This window comes from Variovorax sp. V116 (genome assembly GCF_041154435.1).
Lineage (GTDB): Bacteria > Pseudomonadota > Gammaproteobacteria > Burkholderiales > Burkholderiaceae_C > Variovorax > Variovorax paradoxus.
This window is the reverse complement of record NZ_AP028661.1, coordinates 659,919-678,414: the sequence shown is the minus strand read 5'-3', so window position 1 is coordinate 678,414 and position 18,496 is coordinate 659,919. Positions and strand designations below refer to the sequence as shown.

The window sequence follows — 18,496 nt, the reverse complement described above, 5'->3', positions numbered from 1 at the left end:
TCAGAAGGTCTTTTGCGCCTGCACGTACAGCCGCGGGTTGCGCCCGCCGCCGTCGGTGCGCGCGGGGTCGGTGCCGGCGCGCCAGGCCAGCGTGGCGTTGATGGTGAAGTTGCCGGGCCGCGTCCAGCTCAGGCCGATGCCCGCGCCGCGCAGGCTGCGCGAACGGGCACCGCTGTCGAAGATCGTCGGGTTCTTGGTCTGGCGCCCGTGCGCCGCGTCGTAGAACAGGAAGGGCGTGAACTCGGCATCGAGCGACCAGCGCCATTCCACGGTGCCGATCACGCCCTGGTCCACCAGCAGTTCGCCCGAGGGGTAGGCACGCACGGCACGCGCGCCGCCCAGCGAGAGTTTTTCCGAGGCATCGAGGTTCTTGCTGGCCCACTGGCCGCCCAGCGCCAGGTACAGCGAGTGCCGGGGCAGCACCGCCTGCAGGCGCGAGAGCTGGAAGGTGGCCTTGGTGAAGCCGCCCTCGGTGCGGTGCCCGCCCAGGCCCTGGTCGGTCTGCAGGCTGTCGGCGTCGCGGATCGAGAGCCGGCCGTGGTAGAGATTGCCGGTGCTCGCCCAATAGCCGCCGCCCAGCCAGTCGTCGCGGCGCTCCCAGGTCCAGCCCAGACCGAAGCCGCGCACCCGCTTGCGCGCCGAGAAGTCGACCGCCGTGTACTCGTCGGTGAGCTTCTTGCTGTCGGCCGACAGGCGCAGGAACAGGTTGTGCTGGCGCTGGCGGATCACCGGGTAGCTCAGCGAGACGTCGAACACGTCGGCCTTGCCCTGGGCGCCCAGTTCCGAGAACTCGCCGCCCAGCTCGTAGTTGACGCGCGCCAGCCCGAGGCCCGCGCGCAGGCCGCTGCTGCCGATGGGCGCCTCGTAGGCGACGCGGCCGAACTGCAGCGCATTGCCGTTGGAGACCATGGCGCGCACGTCCAGGTTGTCGCCGATGCCCAGCGGGCTCGCCCAGCGCATCGTGCCGCCGAGGCGGTAGCGGCCCGATTCCTTGGTGCCGTGGTTGTCGGCCTCGGCCGCGAAGGCCCAGCGCGGCGCCGGCGCCACTTCCACCGACAGGTCGGTGGTGCCCGGCTGCGTGCCTTCCTGCAGCGCGGACGAGACCTTGATGCCGGGCTGGTCCGACAGCAGCAGCATCGAGCGTTCGTAGGCCGGTGCGTTGACGGCCTCGCCGGGCTGCAACGGCGCAAGGAAGCCGCGCACGCGCGCCTCGCTGATGGCCGCATCGGGCGCAACGATCACCTCGACCTTGCCGAGCCGGCCTTCGATGACGCTGATCTCGACGATGCCGTCGCGCACGGTCTGCACGGGCACGACGGCCTGCGCGAGGAAGTAGCCGCGCTCCTTGTAGCGCGCGGTAATGGCCTGCGCCAGGCTTTCGAGATCGCCGAGCGTGACGTCTCGCCCGATGTACGGCGCGGTGATGCCCTGCAGTTCCTCGTTGCTCAGTGCCTTGACGCCGTTGAGCCGCAGGTCGTTGAGCTTGAATCTGGCCGCAGGTGGCTGCGGCGGCGCGGGCAGGCTCTGAGGCGCCACGGTGCCAGTGGCCTGCGCGACGGGGCGGTCGCAGCTGCCGCAGGGATCCTTTGTCGGCAGCAGCGCATTGGCATCGGCTTCCGCTGCATGGGTGCGCTGGGCGGCAACGAGAAGCGTTGCGCTCACCAGAGCGGCGACTGCGAGGGCGATCGGGGTGGAGCGTTGGATTGCGCGCATCTGCATCTCAGTGCTCCACCGCGTGTTGCTGTTGTTGGGGGCGCTGCTGTTCAGGGTGCTGTTGTTCAGGGCGCGTGCACAGGCCACCGGGTACTCCCCTCCGCGAATGTCCCCCGCCTTCGGCTCCTCCTTTATTTCGCTGCGGGGAGCACCCGATGCCCTGCGCACGATGAGCGCGGTCGTTGTGCTGACCGATCAACGACCGCTGCGCATGACGATCACGTCGATGGGGTGCCTTGCGCAGCGAAATCAAGGAGGAGGCCGCAGGCCGGGGGACATTCGCGGAGCAAGGTACCCCGTCGGCGTGATCGCGGCCCGAACAACAAACTTCAAACACAACACCACAAACAGACATGGCAATTCTTCTTTTCATGTCAGCTCCCCACCGTAAGACGCCAGTTGCCGATCAGGTTGAACGGCGCCCAGAAGAAGGGGTGGGACATCTTCGGATCCTTCAACACCGCCAGCTGCCCGGCCTGCATCGCCTTCTGGATGTCGCGGCCCTTCGCCAGCTCGCCGTAGAGCGTGCCCATGAGCACCGCGGTTGCGTCGTCCGACACCGGCCACAGCGATGCGATCAGGCTCGAGCTGCCGGCCGAGAGAAAGGAGCGCGTGAAGCCCAGCACCTCGTCGCCCTGCGCGATGCGCCCGAGCCCCGACTCGCAGGCCGACAGCGTCACCAGCGCCGTGCCGTCCATCGGCAGGCCGAGGATCTCGTGCGCCTCCAGGAAATTCTGCTTGCCGCCCTCGTTGGCCAGCAGGATGCGCGAGTACAGCGGATCCACCGCGTCGGCCTCCGCATGCGCCGCCACGTGCATCAGCGGCGAGCGCGCGGCCACGTCGCGGAACTGCGTCTTGGTGGCCGCGGCGCCCATGTACACGGCGTTGCGCGGGAACAGCTGCGCGAGCTGCTTCACCTCGACCTCGGCGCCCGGCAGGTCGTACTTGTCCTCGATGCGCGGGTTGCCGAAGGCCGTGAGCGACGCGCCCACGCGCGGCGAGCGCTGCGCGAGCTGCACCGCGATGCTGATCGATGGCGCCACCGCCACCGGATGCGTCTCGATCACGTAGCGCCCGTCGAGCCGCAGCGCCTGGAACGGCAGGTAGTGCAGCGGCCCGTGCGGCACCACGATCAGCCGCTGCCCCGGCGCCAGGCCCAGCGGGCCGAGCAGCGCGGCGCCGAGCTTGTCGGCATTGGTGATGGCCGCGCGGCGGCCGCGCACGATGGAGTTGCGGAACACCTCGACCAGTTCGGTGAGTTCGTCGCGGCGCACCGGCACCGTCCTGGCCTCGATGCCGGCCGGGCCGACCACCCACACCAGCAGCCGGTCGGGCAGCGAATGGAACTGCACCACGCGCTCGTCGGGCGCGAGCATGCCCTGCAGCGCGGCCAGGTCCACGGTGGTCGCGGCGCGCTCGTTGATCTTCGCGCGGCCGCGCACCGCATCGAGCAGCGCGCGCGAACGGCTGCGCTCGCTCACCTCGAAGGCCTGGCGCGCATCGCCTGCGTCGCTGTAGATCGAGACGCCGCGCTCGAACACCGACTGCAGGTCCGAGAACAGGCCCATCTTGAATTCTTCGCTGCGGAACCTGGCACGCACCTGGTCGATGCCGCCCAGCGCGCGCGCCACGGCCTCGGCCGCGGCCTGCTTCTGGCCGAGCGCAAGTTCGCTGCGCGCCACGCCGTCCCAGGCCCAGAGGCGGTAGTACTCGGTGTCGGTGCCGACCTGCCGCGCGGTGAGCGCGCGGTAGAGGTCGCGCGCCTCGGCCGGCTTGTTCTCGGCCAGCAGCAGCCGCGCGCGGGTGCGGTCCAGCTGCGCCGTGAGCGGCGCGTCCCGGGGCGGCGCCATGCCCCCGAGCACTTCGCGCGCCCTGGCGGCGTCGCCCGATTCGATCAGCGCATTGACGAGCGAGGCCTGCACCAGCGGCGCATAGCGCGACGAGCTGTTGGCCAGCGCCTCGTCATAGCTGATGACGGCGCCCGCGTAGTCGCCGCGGCGGGTGCGCACGTCGCCGATCACCTTCTGCACCGGGCCGACCACCAGCTTGGGATCGCGCGCCGGATGCTTGAGCGCCTCGCGCGCGAATTCCTCGGCCTTCTCGAGCTGGCCCGAATAGCTGTAGACGATGGCCAGGTCGCGGTTGGCCATGGCCAGCAGGTTGGGATCGCTCGTGGCATTGGCCAGGTGCAGCGCCTTGCTGGCGGCGCGCACGCTCTGGCGGAATTCGCCGGCCTCGGCCAGCGCCACCGCCTGGCTGCAGTACTGGTAGCCGGACAGCTTGACCGCATCCTGCCCGTAGAGCACCGCGCCCTCGCTGGTCAATGCGAGCAAGGTGTCGGTGTCGGCAAGACGGGCCTGCTCCGCCCTGCCGGCCGCGACTTCGGCATTCGGCGCCTGCTGTGGCTGCTGCGCCGATGCCAGGGACCCATGGCCCAGCAGAAGAATGGCTGCCAGCCCCAGCGCACCCGCGGCCCCTGCACGACGTGCCGAGCGCTCCCGTTCCGTTCTTCTCGAAAACCACGTCATTGGACCCCCGCGCGCGGCCCGTGTGCCCGCGGTTGCGGGGGTCGACGCCGCGGAAGTGCGCGCCGTTCAGGCCTCGTGGGGAAAGTCTAGGAGCGGCCCCTTGCGGCGCCTATTCGCAAGAAGGCCTAGCGCGAACGGACTAGGGCCTGTTAACGCTACGGAAGGGGATCGCGTTGCTTCGCCAAGGGGCTGGATGCAAGGCGCCCGGGCGCAGCAAGGCTTTGGCCTTGCAAGCGCGGGCAACGCCGCAGACGGCCCCTTGGCGAAGTAACCCGAAGGGAAGCTCGCCACAGCCCGCCCCTCCGCGTTGCGCTCCTTGTGCGTGCGCATGCACGCACGGCGTCACGCGCCTTGATGGGCGGGCTGTGTCGAGCTTCGCGACCCCTTCCGTAGCGTTAACAGGCCCTAGGACCGCAGGCCCTGCATCAGGCGGGAATCGCATCGATGTTGGCGCGGTCCCAGTGGCGGTGCTTGGCAATCGCGGCGATGAAGGCCTGCGCGATCTGCGTCGCCTCGCTGGTGTCGCCGAGGTTGGTGACCGGCGTGGCCGCCACGATGATGCCGGCGGGCGCATCGCCCTGCTGCGCGTTGGCGCCGATGCCGAGCGTGGAGAGCAGCTGCACGCCGTCGCCCACGGTGCAGATGGCCTTGCAGTGCTTGTACGCCTCGAGCACGAAGTGCACCGCATCGCCCATGCCCGCCAGCGCCGCCACGCCCTGGGCGCCGCCGGGGATCAGCACGGCATCGAACACGACCGACGGCCCGTTGGCAAAGGTCATGTCGACGTCGATCTGCCGCTTCGATGCGCTGGCGATGGTGCCCAGGCGCGCGCCCACCACCTTGCACTTGCCGCCGGCCTGCTCGAGCGCATCGCGGATCGGCTTGAGCGAGGCGGAGTCGATGCCGTCGGCCGCGAGGATCGCGATCTTGCGCGTGCGGATCGAGCCGTCGCCGCTGTCGGCCATGCTGAGCGCGGGCGACTCCTCGATGGGCAGGGTCATGCGGTGCTCGCGGTAGCCCGCGCGGCCCGCGGCCGCCTTGGCGTCCGGCGCGCCGATGCCCAGCGGCTCGGCCACGCGGCGCGCGAGCTTCTCGTCGACGTGCGCGAGGTTGTCGACCATGCGCTGGCGGATGGCCGGCACGTCGACCTTCGAAAGCTCGAAGCGGAAGGCCGCAACGATGTGCTCCTTCTCGGCCGCGCTCTGGCTGTTGAAGAACAGCCGCGCCTGCGTGAAGTGGTCGTCGAAGCTCGGGCTGCGCCGGCGCACCTTGGGCGACTCGAGCTCGTCGGGATGCGGCTGGAAGCCGACGCTGCCGCCGTCCACCCTGAACTCCTTGCCGTCGCCCAGCGAGTTGGGCTCGTAGGCCACCTGCCCGCGCGCGATGGTCTGGCGGTGCATGCCGTCGCGCTGGAAGTTGTGGAACGGGCACACGCTCTTGTTGATGGGCAGCTCGTGGAAGTTGGCGCCGCCCAGGCGCGAGATCTGCGTGTCGGTGTAGGAGAACAGGCGCCCCTGCAGCAGCGGGTCGTTGCTGAAGTCGATGCCGGGCACCACGTGCCCCGGGTGGAACGCCACCTGCTCGGTCTCGGCAAAGAAGTTCTCGGGGTTGCGGTTGAGCACCAGCCGGCCGATGCGCTGCACCGGCACCATCTCCTCGGGGATCAGCTTGGTGGGGTCGAGCAGGTCGAAGCCGAGCGAATCGGCCTTGTCGGGCGGCACCAGCTGCACGCCGAGCTCCCACTCGGGAAAGTCGCCCTGCTCGATCGCTTCCCACAGGTCGCGGCGGTGGAAGTCGGGGTCCTTGCCCGCGACCTTCTGCGCCTCGTCCCATGCGAGGCCATGGATGCCGAGCTTGGGCTTCCAGTGGAACTTCACGAAATGGCTCTCGCCGCGCAGGTTGACGAAGCGGAAGGTGTGCACGCCGAAGCCTTCCATCATGCGCAGGCTGCGCGGAATGGCGCGGTCGCTCATCGCCCACATCAGCATGTGGGTGCTCTCGGGCATGAGCGAGACGAAATCCCAGAAGGTGTCGTGCGCGCTGGCGGCCTGCGGCATCTCGTGGTGCGGCTCGGGCTTCACGGCGTGGATCAGGTCGGGAAACTTCATCGCGTCCTGGATGAAGAACACCGGCATGTTGTTGCCCACGAGGTCGTAGTTGCCTTCGCGGGTGTAGAACTTGACGGCAAAGCCGCGCACGTCGCGCACCGTGTCGGCCGAGCCGCGCGAGCCGGCCACGGTCGAAAAGCGCACGAAAACGGGCGTCTTTGCGTCCGGGTCCTGCAGGAAGTCGGCGCAGGTGAACTGCGACATCGACTTGTAGACCTGGAAATAGCCATGCGCCGCCGAGCCGCGCGCATGCACCGCGCGCTCCGGGATGCGCTCGTGGTCGAAGTGCGTGATCTTCTCGCGCAGGATGAAATCTTCGAGCAGCGTGGGGCCGCGCACCCCGGCCTTGAGCGAATTGTGGTTGTCGGGGATCTGAAGACCCTGGTTGGTCGTCAGATTGGGCGCATGATCGGTTGCGAATCCATCGAGCTGCTGCTGCTTGGCGTTGCTGCCGTCCGTGGCCTTCGAGCGGCGTCCGGCGGCGGCCTTGTTCTGAGGCGTCATCGAGGGTCTTTCATGGGAGGGTCGGCTTCGTTGTCGAGAAAGAGGTCCAGCACGTTCACCAGCGCAATCAGGCAGATGAAGCCCGCCACGGCGGCCACCACCCAGAACAGGATTTCATCCCCCCAAGCACCGGTGAGTGAATCGAACAGCGACGACAGATCCATGATTCGCTCCAGCAGATCAGATTGAACAACTCGATGCTTGCGCTGCGGCCTCCATGAAGCCACGAAAGCGGGTTCGCGGGGGCAGTTGCGAGCGAATCCAAAGGTTATGTTTTTCTCACACTGTTACCCGTAGTGGCGCCTCGCCCGCGCTTGTGGGAGAGGCGGCGTCTACGCGGTAGGAGCGCACCGACAGCGGCTGGCTGCCGCCTACGCGGGCTGGCGTGTCGGCCCGCATCCGCGCCCGGTGCGCAGCCGTAGCATCGAACACGGTCGGCACGAAGCCTGCTTGGGCATTCGTGGACCGAAGCCATTCACACAGGGAAGAAAGAAAGAAACATGCAGATCAAGATCGGTTTCGACATCGAACTCGCCGTCACGGCGCCCACCGCACTGGTCTACATGCTGCATGTCCACCCTTCGCGCGCGGCGGACCTGCAGGACGGCGAGCACGTCACCCTCACGCCGCCGCTGCATACCGACTACTACATGGACGGCTTCGACAACCATTGCGCGCGCGTGCGCATTCCCGCGGGCGTGCCAAGCGTGCGGCTGCGCAACCATGCGGTGGTGTTCGACCCGGGCTGGGCCGATCCGGTGGACTTCGGCGCCGTCGAGCACGCGGCGGCGGACCTGCCGGTCGCCACGCTGCCCTTCCTGCTGCCGAGCCGCTACTGCGAGGTCGACAGCGAACTGCTCGCCTTCGCCTGGAGCAACTTTTCCAGCGTGGCGCCGGGCTGGCACCGCGTGCAGTCCATCTGCGACTTCGTGCACGAGCACCTGCGCTTCGACTACCAGAGCGCGCGCGCCACGCGCACGGCGCTCGAAGGATTCCGCGAGCGCACGGGCGTGTGCCGCGACTTCGCCCACCTGGCGATCACGCTGTGCCGCTGCATGAACATTCCCGCGCGCTATGCCACCGGCTACCTGGGCGACATCGGCATTCCGCCCGTGCCCTCCCCGATGGACTTCAGCGCCTGGTTCGAGGTGTACCTGGGCGAGCGCTGGTACACCTTCGATGCGCGCCACAACGTGCCGCGCATCGGCCGCATCGTGATTGCGCGCGGACGCGACGCGGCCGACGTGCCGATCACCATGGTGTTCGGCGCCAACTCGCTCAAGCGCTTCGAAGTGACGACCGAGGAAGTGCCGCAGTAGGCCCGCGGCCCCGCTCACGCAGTCACTCAAGCAGGAAGCCGAGCATCTGCATCGCGGCGCGAAGGCCGGTGCGGCTGCGCTCCATCGCGTCCCAGGGCGTGTTGCCGGTGGCCAGGCGCGGACCGATGTTCGCCACCGTCCAGTGGGCGGCGCTGTCCAGGTCGGGCAGCTCTTCCCAGGCGAGCGGCACCGACACGCCCATGCCCGGCCGCGCGCGCGCCGACCAGGCGCTCACGGTGGTGGCGCCGAAGCCGTTGCGAAGGTAGTCCGCGAAGATCCGGCCCACGCGGTTGCGCGGCCCGCTCTTGGCCACGAAGCGCTCGGGCACGGTGCGCGCCAGGTGCTCGACGATGGCCCGCGAGAAGCCGCGCACCTCGTCCCAGCCGAACTGGCGCCGCAGCGGCACCACCACGTGCAGCCCCTTGCCGCCGCTGGTCTTGAGGAACGACGGCAGGCCGAGCTCGTCGAGCAGCACGCGCACCAGCAGCGCCGCCTCCTGCATCTGCTGCCAGTCGATGCCTTCGCCGGGGTCGAGGTCGAAGGTCATGCGGTCGGGCTTGCCGAGGGCGCGCGAGGTGGCGTTCCAGGTGTGCAGCTCGACGGTGTTGAACTGCGCCGCGCCCACCAGCGCCTCTGCGGTGTCGATCTGCAGCAGCGGGTCGTGGCCCGGGTCGAGCGCGGGATCGAGCAGCTTGATGCCCGCGATGTCGCTGTGCTGCGCATGCTTCTGGAAGAACAGCTCGCCGCCCACGCCGTCGGGCGCGCGCACCAGCGCCACCGGGCGCCCTTCGAGGTGCGGCAGCATCAGCGGCGCCACGCGCGCGTAGTAGGCCGCGAGATCGCCCTTGGTGAGGCCGCTGGCGGCGTCGATCAGGCGCTCCGCGTGGGTGATGCGCGGCGCCTTCTGCGCCGTGGCCATGCGCGCGCTCATGCCGCGCGGCGCCGGGCGGTGGCGCTCTTGGCCGGAGTGCGCTTGCGCGCGGCGCCGCTGCTGCTGCTTTTTGCGGCGGCCTTGCCATGGGCCCGGGGCTTGGCCTTGGACCTCGGTTTGGTTGCCGCGGGCGCCTCTTCTTCTTCATCGCCGCTGTCTTCGCCGGCCGCGGCCGCCTTGCCGCCGCCACCGCCCTTGCGCAGGCTGCGCTGCAGCAGCTCGGTGAGGTCGATGATCTTCGCGCCGCGGCTCTCCAGCGCCTGGCCTTCCGCGGGCTCGATCTGCGTCACGGTCTCGGTCTGGCCCGCGGCCACCTTGCGGTCGACCAGCCGCAGGATCTCGTCCTTGAACTCGTCCTTGTAGTCGTCCGGGTCCCACTCGGCGCTCATGTCCTCGACCAGCTGCTCGGCCATCTTGATCTCGTGCTCGCGCAGCCCCGCCTTCTTCGCGTCTTCCGAGGGCAGCGGCAGTTCGGTCCAGGGCCGGATGTCGGCGCCCCAGCGCAGCAGGTTCAGCACCAGCCCCGGGCCCACCGGCACGAGCGCGGCCAGGTGCTGCTTGGTCTGGATCACCACGCGCGCCACGCCGATGCGCTGGGTGCGCTGCAGCGTCTCGCGCAGCAGCGCGTACACCTTGGTGCCGCGGTTGATGGGCGCCACGTAGTAGGGCCGCTCGAGGTAGACGAAGGGGATGCCGTTGGCGGGCACGAAGCTCTCGATCTCGATGGTCTGCGTGGTCTTGGGATAGGCGTCGGCAATCTCCTTGTCGCTCAGCACCACGTATTCGCCGTCTTCGTACTCGATGCCCTTGACGATGTTCTCGCGCGCGATCTCCTTGCCGGTCTTCTTGTTGATGCGCTTGTAGCCGACCGGGTCCATCGTGCGCTTGTCGAGCCAGTCGAAGTCGATGGCGTGGTCGGTGGTGGCCGAGTACAGCGCCACCGGGATGTGGACGAGGCCGAAGCTGATCGCGCCCTTCCACAGGACGCGCGGCGCGGGGGCTTTTTTCGAGACTGCCATGGACACACTCCTTCAGCCTCGAGACTCTGCGCCCCGGGCCGCTCGGCGATGTAGGAGCGCGGCGGCGCCTGCCGTAAGGCGCAGGCCGGCGTTTTCTCTCCCTCCCCTTCCGGGGGAGGGAGCAAATGCTTCAGGCCGATGGCGCGTGCGCCGCGGACCCGAGCACGCGCTCGCTCGGGCGCGCGAAGTAGAACCATTCGGTGCCGGGCAGCGCCAGCGCGTTGGGAAAGACGATGAAGCCGTCGTCCGGCGCGCTCACCAGCGTGCCGTCGTGGCGCATGCCGATGGGTTCGCCGCGCTGCACCGCATCGAAGGTGGCCCAGTCGCGCACGAAGCTGTCGTCCTCGTGCAAGCGGTCGGTCACGCTCGCCAGGCGCAGCAGCCGGGGCGGCGCGGGCGGCGCGCCCGCCAGGCCCTGGGGCAGCGCCGCCATGCCGAGCAGCGCGAGCGCGCGGCGGATGGCGCGCCACGCCACCTCGGGCGCCTTCGGGTCCCGGTGCTGGCCGCATTCGAGCGTGACGCCGTAGCCGCCGCAATTGCGGATGTATTCGTTGGTGCCGCGGCCGAAGTCGATCGCGTCCTCGCCCACCGCGATGCCGGCGGAGCGCTGCGCGAGCCCCGCGGCATAGATGTCGAGCCAGCCCTCCACCACGATGGGCGTGCCCAGGTGCAGCGCCAACAGTCCTTCCTCGCTGGCGCGTGCAAAGGGCTCGAGCGTGCCGGTGTTGTCGCGCGGGCCGATCATCGCGAAGGCCTCGCCCTCGCTCTGGAAGGAATGCAGGTCGAGCAGCACGTCGTGCCGCTCGATGATGGGGCACAGCACGTTGGTGACCCGGTCTTCGTAGTCCGCGGGCGCAGCGCTCGGCTTGAACAGGCGGTTGAGGTTGCGCTCGCCTTCGCGCTGCAGGCGCCGCCGCGCCAGCGGGTTGGCAACGGGCACCAGCGTGAGCTGCCCGCGCCGCAGCCGGAAGGTGCCGCCGTCGAGCTCGGCCAGCACGCGCTCGATGCCCGCCGTGCCGCAGGTCTCGTCGCCATGCACGCCGCCCAGCACGAGCAGCCGCGGGCCCGGCTCCAGCGCGGCGAAGGTATGGATGCGCAGGTTGTCGGTGGCGGCAGCAGCAGCGGCAAGAGGATCAGAGGACATCCGGGCGATTATTGCGGAGGCCTTCCCCTGCGCGCAAAGACGCTACTCGTTTCATAGCGGCGCGCCGTGCCTACAGGGCATGCCTGGGCTGTCCTACCGGCTGCGGGCGGCGCGCCATGCAGGCTCGGTCGTGGATGCACACAGACACCGCAGCAAAAAGGAACCGAGCGCCATGAGCAGCACCAAGCCCCGTACCAAGGACCCGGCCGACCCGAGCGACCCGCTGCGGGACGCCGGCGGCGGCGACACCAAGACCCGGCAGGGCGGCGATTCGGCGCCGCGCCTGCCGCACGAGCGCGACGAGTCTTCCGACAGCCAGCAAACGCCGAACGGAAAGCCGCCCGAGATCGGCCGCAAGGGCCACGAGGACATCGAGCGCGGCAGCGTGGATACCGACCGCGGGCCGGTGGCGGACCGCGTCTACAACGACAAGGTCAAGCGCTGAGCCGGGGTTTTATTTGCCGCCCACGCCTGCCAGCTGGTCGCGCATGGACGAAATCACCGCCGCGTAGTCCTTGGCATTGAAGATCGCGCTGCCGGCCACGAAGGTGTCGGCGCCGGCGGACGCCACGCGCGCGATGTTGTCCACCTTGATGCCGCCGTCCACCTCCAGCCGGATGTCGCGCCCGCTCTGCTCGATGCGCTTGCGCGCGAGCTCGATCTTGCGCAGCGCCGAATCGATGAAGCTCTGCCCGCCGAAGCCGGGGTTCACCGACATGATCAGGATCAGGTCGATGTCGTCGATCGCCCAGTCCAGCGCCTCCAGCCCCAGCCCCGGGTTGAACACCAGCCCCGCCTTGCAGCCCGCGCCCTTGATGGCCTGGATGCTGCGGTTCACGTGCGGCGAGGCATCGGGGTGGAAGCTGATGTAGTCGGCGCCCGCTTCCGCGAAGGAGGCGGCCAGCGCGTCGACCGGCTGGATCATCAGGTGCACGTCGATCGGCACCGGCTCGCCGTCGGCTGTCTTGGCATAAGGCTTGAGGGCCTTGCAGATCATCGGGCCGAAGGTCAGGTTGGGCACGTAATGGTTGTCCATCACGTCGAAATGGATCCAGTCGGCGCCGGCGGCGATGACCTTGGCCAGTTCGTCGCCCAGATGGGCGAAATCGGCCGAGAGAATGGAGGGGGCGATGCGGAACGGCGTGCTGCTCATGCCCCGATTGTCGCAGCCGGCGGAAAACCCGGAAAGCAGTGCAAGAGAAGGCTCCAGTTACCATCGCGCGCATGCCGCACAGCCCCATCCGCGTCCAGGTCGAACCGCGCTATCTCGCAGACCAGTCCTCGCCCAAGGACAAGATCTACACCTTTGCCTACACCGTCACCGTGACCAACGAGGGCGAGACCAGCGCCCAGCTCATCGCCCGCCACTGGCTCATCAACGACGCCTCGGGCCATGCGCAGGAGGTCAAGGGCCTGGGCGTGATCGGCCAGCAGCCACTGTTGGCGCCCGGCGAATCGTTCCGCTACACCAGCGGCTGCCGCCTGCAGGCGCCCAGCGGCACCATGCACGGCAGCTACTTCATGGTGACGGAAGACGGCGAACGCTTCGACGTGCCGATTCCGATGTTCGTGCTGGAGGCGGACATCGGCGGGGCGCCCGTTTCACGGGTACTTCATTAGCTCGCCCCCAGTCTTCGCGCACTTCGTGTCGCTACGCCAACCCCCTACCGGGGGCAACACCAGAGGCCCGGCAAAGCCGGTTCCTCGGTGTTTCTGGCATTTGGTTCTCCTTTTTAAGTTTTCTTATGGCTGCTGCATCGCTTGACCTGCAGGGGCTGCTGGCCCGGCTCGATCCGACGGCGGATGTGGCGCAGCGCCACATCTGGCTGATCGACGTCTTCGACTGGCTGCGCGGCGACCGTGCGTCGCCGCAGGCCGCGGTGGGGCGGGTGTCGCTACTGCTCGACGCGGTCGAGGCAAGGCCCGAGCTGCGCGGGCGGCTGCGGGCATGGTGGCGCGCCTTCACGCAGGCGGTCGACCTGACCACGCTGCTCGCGGACTACGGCTTTGCGCCGCGCACCGCCTTCGTGAGCGAGCTCACCGAACGGCTGCGCCGCAAGATCCTGCCCGGCACGCCCGAAACCACCGACGCCTCGGACCTGTTCCGCATGGTGCTGCCCGGCGCGTTCGATGCGGGCTGGATCGCATTGCTCGACGACGCACAGCTCGCGCGCATCGGCAATCTGCTGGCCGACGCCGCACTCGACGACGATGGCGCCCCGCGCTGGCGCCACACCGTGATGGACGCCGTCACCTATTGCAGCAGCCAGGTGGTGGCGGCCGGCTTCTCGCCCGAATTGCGGCTGCGCATGAGCGCGGCAAGCGAGAGCCGCGCCTTCCATGCGCTGATGTCCGACCTCGACGCGTTGCGCGAGCAGATGTTCCGGGCCCCCCGCAATGAAGACGCGCTGCAGGCCGCGTTCCTGGCCTTCCGCGACCGGCTCGACGCCTGCCGCGCCAGCGCCTCGTCGGTCTACACGCACCTGGAGGACAACGGCATCTCGGTCGGCCTGGTGTTCCGGCTGCGCCAGCTGCGCGAGCGGGTGCTGCGCATCCGCGAGCTGCTCGACTGCCTGATCTCGCCCGCACCCGCCCCCAGCGTGGCGCGGCTGGTGGGCCGGCTGGTGCTGGCCGGCGGCGAGCGCAACAGCATCCGCGCACTGATCGCGTCGAATTCCTCGATGCTCGCGGCCAAGGTGACGGAGCGCAGCGCCGAGACCGGCGAGCACTACATCACGCGCGACCGCGCCAGCTACCTGCAGATGGTGCGCAAGGCCGCGGGCGGCGGCGCGCTCACCGCGCTGACGGTGCTGCTCAAGTTCGGCATCTATTCGCTCGCGCTGTCGGCCTTCTGGAGCGGGCTCTGGTCGGGCCTGATGTATGCCGCGAGCTTTGTCGCGATCCAGCTGCTGCACCTGACGCTGGCCACCAAGCAGCCCGCGATGACGGCGCCGGCCATGGCGGCGCGGCTGCGCGACATCAAGACCGATGCCGCGGTGGCCGATTTCGTCGACGAAGTGGCCAACCTGGTGCGTTCGCAGGTGGCGGCCGTGCTGGGCAACGTGGGGCTGGTGGTGCCCGCGATGCTGGCGCTCGCCCTGCTGGTGCAGTTCGCGCTCGGCCGGCCGCTGCTGGACGCGGCGCATGCCGCGGCCACGCTGCAATCGCTCTCGCTGGCGGGGCCCACGGCGCTCTTCGCGGCCTTGACCGGCGTGCTGCTGTTCGCGGCCAGCATCGTCGCGGGCTGGACAGAAAACGCCTTTGTCCTGCATCGCCTGGACTCCGCCATGCGTTACAACCCTCGCATCGGCGCTTTTCTGGGTGCCGCCCGCGCCCGCCGCTGGGCCACCTTCATGCGCACGCACATATCGGGCTTTGCCTCCAACATCTCGCTCGGGCTCATGCTCGGACTGCTGCCCGCATTCGCGGGTTTCTTCGGGCTCGGGCTGGACGTGCGCCACGTGACACTGTCGGCCGGGCAGATCGCGGCGGCCGCGGCCTCCACGGGCATGGCGGTGCTCCAGCAGCCCGCGCTGTGGTGGGCGGTGGCGGCTATTCCCGTGATCGGCGCGCTCAATGTGAGCGTGAGTTTCTATTTCGCATTCCGGCTGGCGCTGCGCGCGCACAGCGTCAGCCTGGGTGACCGCGCACGCATCCGCAGCGCCATCTGGGCGCGCTGGCGCAGCCGGCCCATCAGCTTTTTTCTACCTGCATGAATCTGACGAATCTCATCAACGATCTGCTGGGCTTCTGGTCCGAGTGGCTGCGCCCTTCGGCCGGCCTGCCCACGGTGCTGTGGTCGCTGCTGCTGGCCGCGGCGGCGGCCTCCGGCCACCTGGTGCAGCGCTACCTGGGCCTGCCCAAGGTGGTGGGCTATTCGATGGTCGGCGCGGTGGCCGGCCTGGCCGGTTTCGAAGGCGCGATCTGGCCGCTGCGCGGCATCAGCCTGTTCCTGCTGGAGCTCGGCGCGGCCGTGGTGCTGTTCGAAGCCGGCGGCCGGCTGCCGCTGCGCTGGTTCCGCCACAACCCGATGGTGCTGGTGCAGAGCCTGCTCGAGGCCACGCTCACCTACTTCGGCGTGTTCTGGATGCTGCAGCTGCTGGGCCTGCCCGATCCGGTGGCCAACCCCATCGCGCTGATGGCCATCGTCGCCTCGCCGGCGGTGCTGAGCCGCGTGATCATCGACACCCGCGCCTCGGGCCCGGTGACCGAGCGCGCCATGACGCTGGCCACGCTCAACACCTTCTATGCGCTGGCGCTCGGCTATGCGCAGGCCGGCCTGATCGAACGGGCGCCGCAGACGCTGCTGCAGAAGCTCTATCCGGTGGCGGTGGTGCTCGGCCTGTCGTTCGTGGTCGGCGCCATCCTCGCGCTGGCGCTGCGCACGGCCCTGCGCTTCATGAGCCCGACGAGCGAGAACACCTCGATCCTGCTGCTCGCGCTCATTGCGGCCGCCAGCGCGCTCACGGCCCACGTCGGCGGCTCGGCGCCGCTGGCCGCGCTGATCGGCGGGGTGCTGCTCAAGACGCTGAACCCCAAGCCCTGGGCCTGGCAGCGGCAGCTCGGCACGGCCTCGTCGCTGCTCACCATGCTGATGTTCGTGCTGGTGTCCATCGTGGCGGCGCAGGCCGACTGGACGCTGCCCGTGGCCAGCGTGGTGCTGGCCGTGATCGGCATCCGCCTGTTCGCCAAGATCGCCGGCGTGGCCATTGCCAACCCCGGCAGCGGCGCCAGCTGGAACCAGGCCTTCTGGGTCGGCTGCGCGATGTCGCCGCTGTCGTCGATCGCGCTGCTCATCGCCTCGAACTTCACCACCGCGTCGCCGCTGCTCGGCACCATGATCACGCAGGTGGCCCTGCCCTCGATTCTCCTGATGGAAGTGATGGGCGCCGTGCTCGCCACCGTGGCCATCCACGCGGTGGGCGAAAGCTCGGTGCCCTGGACGCCCCAGGCCTTCAGCACCACGGAGGACACGCAGCGATGACCGCGGCCATGCCTTTGCCCGACAGCGACGACTTCCGCTCGCCCGCCCTGCCCGCGGACCCTGCGAGCCGCGTGGTCAAGCTCGAGCCCTTCAACCGCTCCGAAGCGCTGTCGCTCGGCGTGGAGCTCGAGCTGCAGCTCGTCAACACGCACGACTACGACCTAGCGCCCTATGCCGAGGACATGCTTCGGCTGATGTCGCAGACCCCGCTGCCCGGCAGCGTGGTGCCCGAGATGACCTCGAGCATGATCGAGATCTCCACCGACATCTGCCATTCGGCGCAGGACGTGATCACGCAGCTCTCGCCGATCCGCGAGGCGCTCATCAAGAACGCCGACAAGCTCAACATCGCGGTGGTGGGCGGCGGCACGCATGCCTTCCAGCAGTGGCACGAGCGGCGCATCTACGACAAGCCGCGCTTTCGCGAGTTGTCGGAGCTGTACGGCTACCTGAGCAAGCAGTTCACCATCTTCGGCCAGCACGTGCACATCGGCTGCCCCGATGCCGACTCGGCGCTCTTGATGCTGCACCGCATGTCGCGCTACATCCCGCACTTCATTGCGCTGTCGGCCTCGTCGCCGTTCGTGCAGGGGCAGGACACGCAGTTCGACTCGGCCCGGCTCAACTCGGTGTTCGCGTTTCCGCTCTCGGGCCGCGCGCCCTTCACGCTGAGCTGGAAGGAGTTCGAAGCGTATTTCGAGCGCATGACCCGCACCGGCGTCGTGCGCAGCATGAAGGACTTCTACTGGGACATCCGGCCCAAGCCCGAGTTCGGCACCATCGAGATCCGCGTGTTCGACACGCCGCTCACGGTCGAGCGCGCGGCCGCGCTCGCGGGCTACGTGCAGTCGCTGGCCGCATGGTTCCTGCAGGAGCAGCCCTTCGAACCGACCGAGGACGACTACCTCGTCTACACCTACAACCGCTTCCAGGCCTGCCGCTTCGGGCTCGATGCGGTGTACGTGGACCCGGCCAGCGGCCAGCACATGCCGCTGCGCGACCACATCCTCATGACCATGACGCAGCTCGAATGGCACAGCGAGGCGCTCAACGCCACGCAGGCGCTCGGCGAGCTGCGCACCAGCGTGGAAGCCAACCGCAACGACGCGCGCTGGCTGCGCGAGAAGCAGGGCAAGGAGCGCCTCTTGGCCGAGGTGGTGCGGCAGGCGGCGCTGCGCTTTCGCGGCGGCGGAGCCTAGGCCGCCACCGCCTCCTGCGAGAACTGCCTGCGGTAGGCCGTGGGCGACACCTTGAACGCCGCCGCGAAGTGCTTTCGCAGCGACACCGCCGAGCCGAAGCCCACGTCGGTGGCCACGCGTTCCACCGGCCGGTCGGTGGTCTCCAGCAGCCGCTGCGCGAGCGCAAGCCGCTGGTTCTGCAGCCATTGGCCGACGGTGGTGCCCGTGGCCTCGCGAAAGCGCCGCGTGAAGGTGCGCCGGCTCATCAGTGCGCGCCGCGCAAGGCTGTCGAGCTCGTGCGGGCTCTGGAGGTGGCGGCCCAGCCATTCGAGCAGCGGCGCAAGGCGATCGCCCTCGGCCGCGGCGGGCATCGGCTGGCGGATGTACTGCGCCTGTCCGCCCTGCCGGTGCGGCGCCACCACCATGCGCCGCGCGGCGCGGTTCGCCGCCTCGGCGCCATGGCGCACGCGCAGCAGGTGAAGGCAGCAGTCGATGCCCGCGGCCGTGCCGGCCGAGGTGAGCACGTCGCCGTCGTCGACATACAGCACCTCGGGCTGCAGCCTGACCTTCGGATATTGCCTGGCAAAGGCTTCGGCCAGGTTCCAGTGCGTGGTGGCCGGGCGGCCATCGAGCAGGCCCGCCTCGGCCAGCACGAAGGCGCCCAGGCACAGCCCGACCACGATGGCGCCGCGCCGATGGGCCGCCTGCAGCGCGCGGATCAGCGCCGGCGGTGCGGGCCGGCCGTCGTCGCGCCATGAGGGCACGACCACGATCTGCGCACGCCGGATCGCCTCGAGCCCATGCGGCACCCCGAGCGTGAAGCCCGCATTGGTCTGCAGCGGGCCCGGCTCGGTGCCGCACACCTGCAGGCGAAAACGCGGGTCGCCCGCTTCCGTGCGGTCTTCGCCGAAGACCATGCACGGCACCGACAGGTGAAAGGGGCTGATGCCGTCGAAGGCGACGACGGCGATGGTTTCCAGGGTTTTTCGAGCCATGGCCCGATTTTATCGATGAATGGCTTCCGGGCCACTTTCTGCCGAAGGCTCCAGCGCGAACAATTGCGCCATC

Annotated in this window: 15 protein-coding genes; 6 read left to right on the top strand and 9 right to left on the bottom strand. The window is 69.3% G+C overall.

Annotated elements, in window-relative coordinates:
- The 4 genes from ACAM58_RS03160 to ACAM58_RS03145 all read right to left on the bottom strand — a co-directional run bounded on the left by ACAM58_RS03160 (nt 1) and on the right by ACAM58_RS03145 (nt 7,017).
- Entirely contained in the window at nt 1-1,662 is a 1,662-nt protein-coding gene (locus ACAM58_RS03160) for a ShlB/FhaC/HecB family hemolysin secretion/activation protein (protein WP_369664127.1), read from the bottom strand.
- 425 nt (nt 1,663-2,087) lie between these two features.
- The gene (locus tag ACAM58_RS03155) at nt 2,088-4,241 is read right to left on the bottom strand and encodes a CHAT domain-containing protein (protein WP_369664126.1); all 2,154 of its coding nucleotides are present in this window, start codon (nt 4,239-4,241) and stop codon (nt 2,088-2,090) included.
- A 425-nt stretch (nt 4,242-4,666) separates the two neighbouring features.
- Nucleotides 4,667-6,853 carry a catalase HPII gene (katE, locus tag ACAM58_RS03150; protein WP_369664125.1) on the bottom strand — a complete coding sequence of 729 codons (2,187 nt, stop codon included), beginning with the start codon at nt 6,851-6,853 and terminating at the stop codon, nt 4,667-4,669.
- Nucleotides 6,850-7,017, bottom strand: a complete 168-nt coding sequence (locus ACAM58_RS03145) for a hypothetical protein (RefSeq protein ID WP_012745663.1) — start codon at nt 7,015-7,017, stop codon at nt 6,850-6,852. The genes katE and ACAM58_RS03145 overlap by 4 nt, the downstream gene beginning before the upstream one ends.
- Nucleotides 7,018-7,353: 336 nt before the next feature.
- On the opposite strand from ACAM58_RS03145, the gene ACAM58_RS03140 reads away from it, so the two are divergent.
- A complete protein-coding gene (locus ACAM58_RS03140; RefSeq protein WP_369664124.1) occupies nt 7,354-8,172 on the top strand; it encodes a transglutaminase family protein in 819 nt (272 codons plus the stop codon).
- Between the two features lie 22 nt (nt 8,173-8,194).
- On the opposite strand, the gene ligD is transcribed toward ACAM58_RS03140, so the two are convergent.
- The 3 genes from ligD to ACAM58_RS03125 all read right to left on the bottom strand — a co-directional run bounded on the left by ligD (nt 8,195) and on the right by ACAM58_RS03125 (nt 11,266).
- Nucleotides 8,195-9,103 carry a non-homologous end-joining DNA ligase gene (gene ligD, locus ACAM58_RS03135; protein WP_369664123.1) on the bottom strand — a complete coding sequence of 303 codons (909 nt, stop codon included), beginning with the start codon at nt 9,101-9,103 and terminating at the stop codon, nt 8,195-8,197.
- Entirely contained in the window at nt 9,100-10,122 is a 1,023-nt protein-coding gene (locus ACAM58_RS03130; RefSeq protein ID WP_369664122.1) for a Ku protein, read from the bottom strand. The genes ligD and ACAM58_RS03130 overlap by 4 nt, the downstream gene beginning before the upstream one ends.
- A 130-nt stretch (nt 10,123-10,252) precedes the next feature.
- Entirely contained in the window at nt 10,253-11,266 is a 1,014-nt protein-coding gene (locus ACAM58_RS03125; RefSeq protein WP_369664121.1) for a succinylglutamate desuccinylase/aspartoacylase family protein, read from the bottom strand.
- Between the two features lie 172 nt (nt 11,267-11,438).
- On the opposite strand from ACAM58_RS03125, the gene ACAM58_RS03120 reads away from it, so the two are divergent.
- Nucleotides 11,439-11,711 (top strand): hypothetical protein, encoded by a 273-nt coding sequence (locus ACAM58_RS03120; protein ID WP_278877596.1) that lies wholly within the window; start codon nt 11,439-11,441, stop codon nt 11,709-11,711.
- 9 nt (nt 11,712-11,720) lie between these two features.
- On the opposite strand, the gene rpe is transcribed toward ACAM58_RS03120, so the two are convergent.
- Nucleotides 11,721-12,419, bottom strand: coding sequence for a ribulose-phosphate 3-epimerase (rpe, locus tag ACAM58_RS03115; protein WP_369664120.1), 699 nt, complete (start codon nt 12,417-12,419; stop codon nt 11,721-11,723).
- A gap of 71 nt (nt 12,420-12,490) precedes the next feature.
- Between rpe and apaG the strand changes: the two genes are divergently transcribed.
- From apaG to ACAM58_RS03095, 4 genes are all read left to right on the top strand, one after another.
- A complete protein-coding gene (apaG, locus tag ACAM58_RS03110) occupies nt 12,491-12,886 on the top strand; it encodes a Co2+/Mg2+ efflux protein ApaG (RefSeq protein WP_012745656.1) in 396 nt (131 codons plus the stop codon).
- A 125-nt stretch (nt 12,887-13,011) separates the two neighbouring features.
- A complete protein-coding gene (locus ACAM58_RS03105) occupies nt 13,012-14,982 on the top strand; it encodes a site-specific recombinase (RefSeq protein ID WP_278877599.1) in 1,971 nt (656 codons plus the stop codon).
- A complete protein-coding gene (locus ACAM58_RS03100) occupies nt 14,979-16,250 on the top strand; it encodes a cation:proton antiporter (protein WP_012745654.1) in 1,272 nt (423 codons plus the stop codon). Before ACAM58_RS03105 ends, ACAM58_RS03100 begins: the two co-directional genes overlap by 4 nt.
- Nucleotides 16,247-17,449, top strand: a complete 1,203-nt coding sequence (locus ACAM58_RS03095) for a YbdK family carboxylate-amine ligase (RefSeq protein WP_081247509.1) — start codon at nt 16,247-16,249, stop codon at nt 17,447-17,449. The genes ACAM58_RS03100 and ACAM58_RS03095 overlap by 4 nt, the downstream gene beginning before the upstream one ends.
- Here ACAM58_RS03095 and ACAM58_RS03090 read toward each other — a convergent pair.
- Nucleotides 17,446-18,423 carry a GlxA family transcriptional regulator gene (locus tag ACAM58_RS03090; protein ID WP_369664119.1) on the bottom strand — a complete coding sequence of 326 codons (978 nt, stop codon included), beginning with the start codon at nt 18,421-18,423 and terminating at the stop codon, nt 17,446-17,448. The genes ACAM58_RS03095 and ACAM58_RS03090 overlap by 4 nt on opposite strands.
- Between the last annotated feature and the right edge of the window lie 73 nt (nt 18,424-18,496).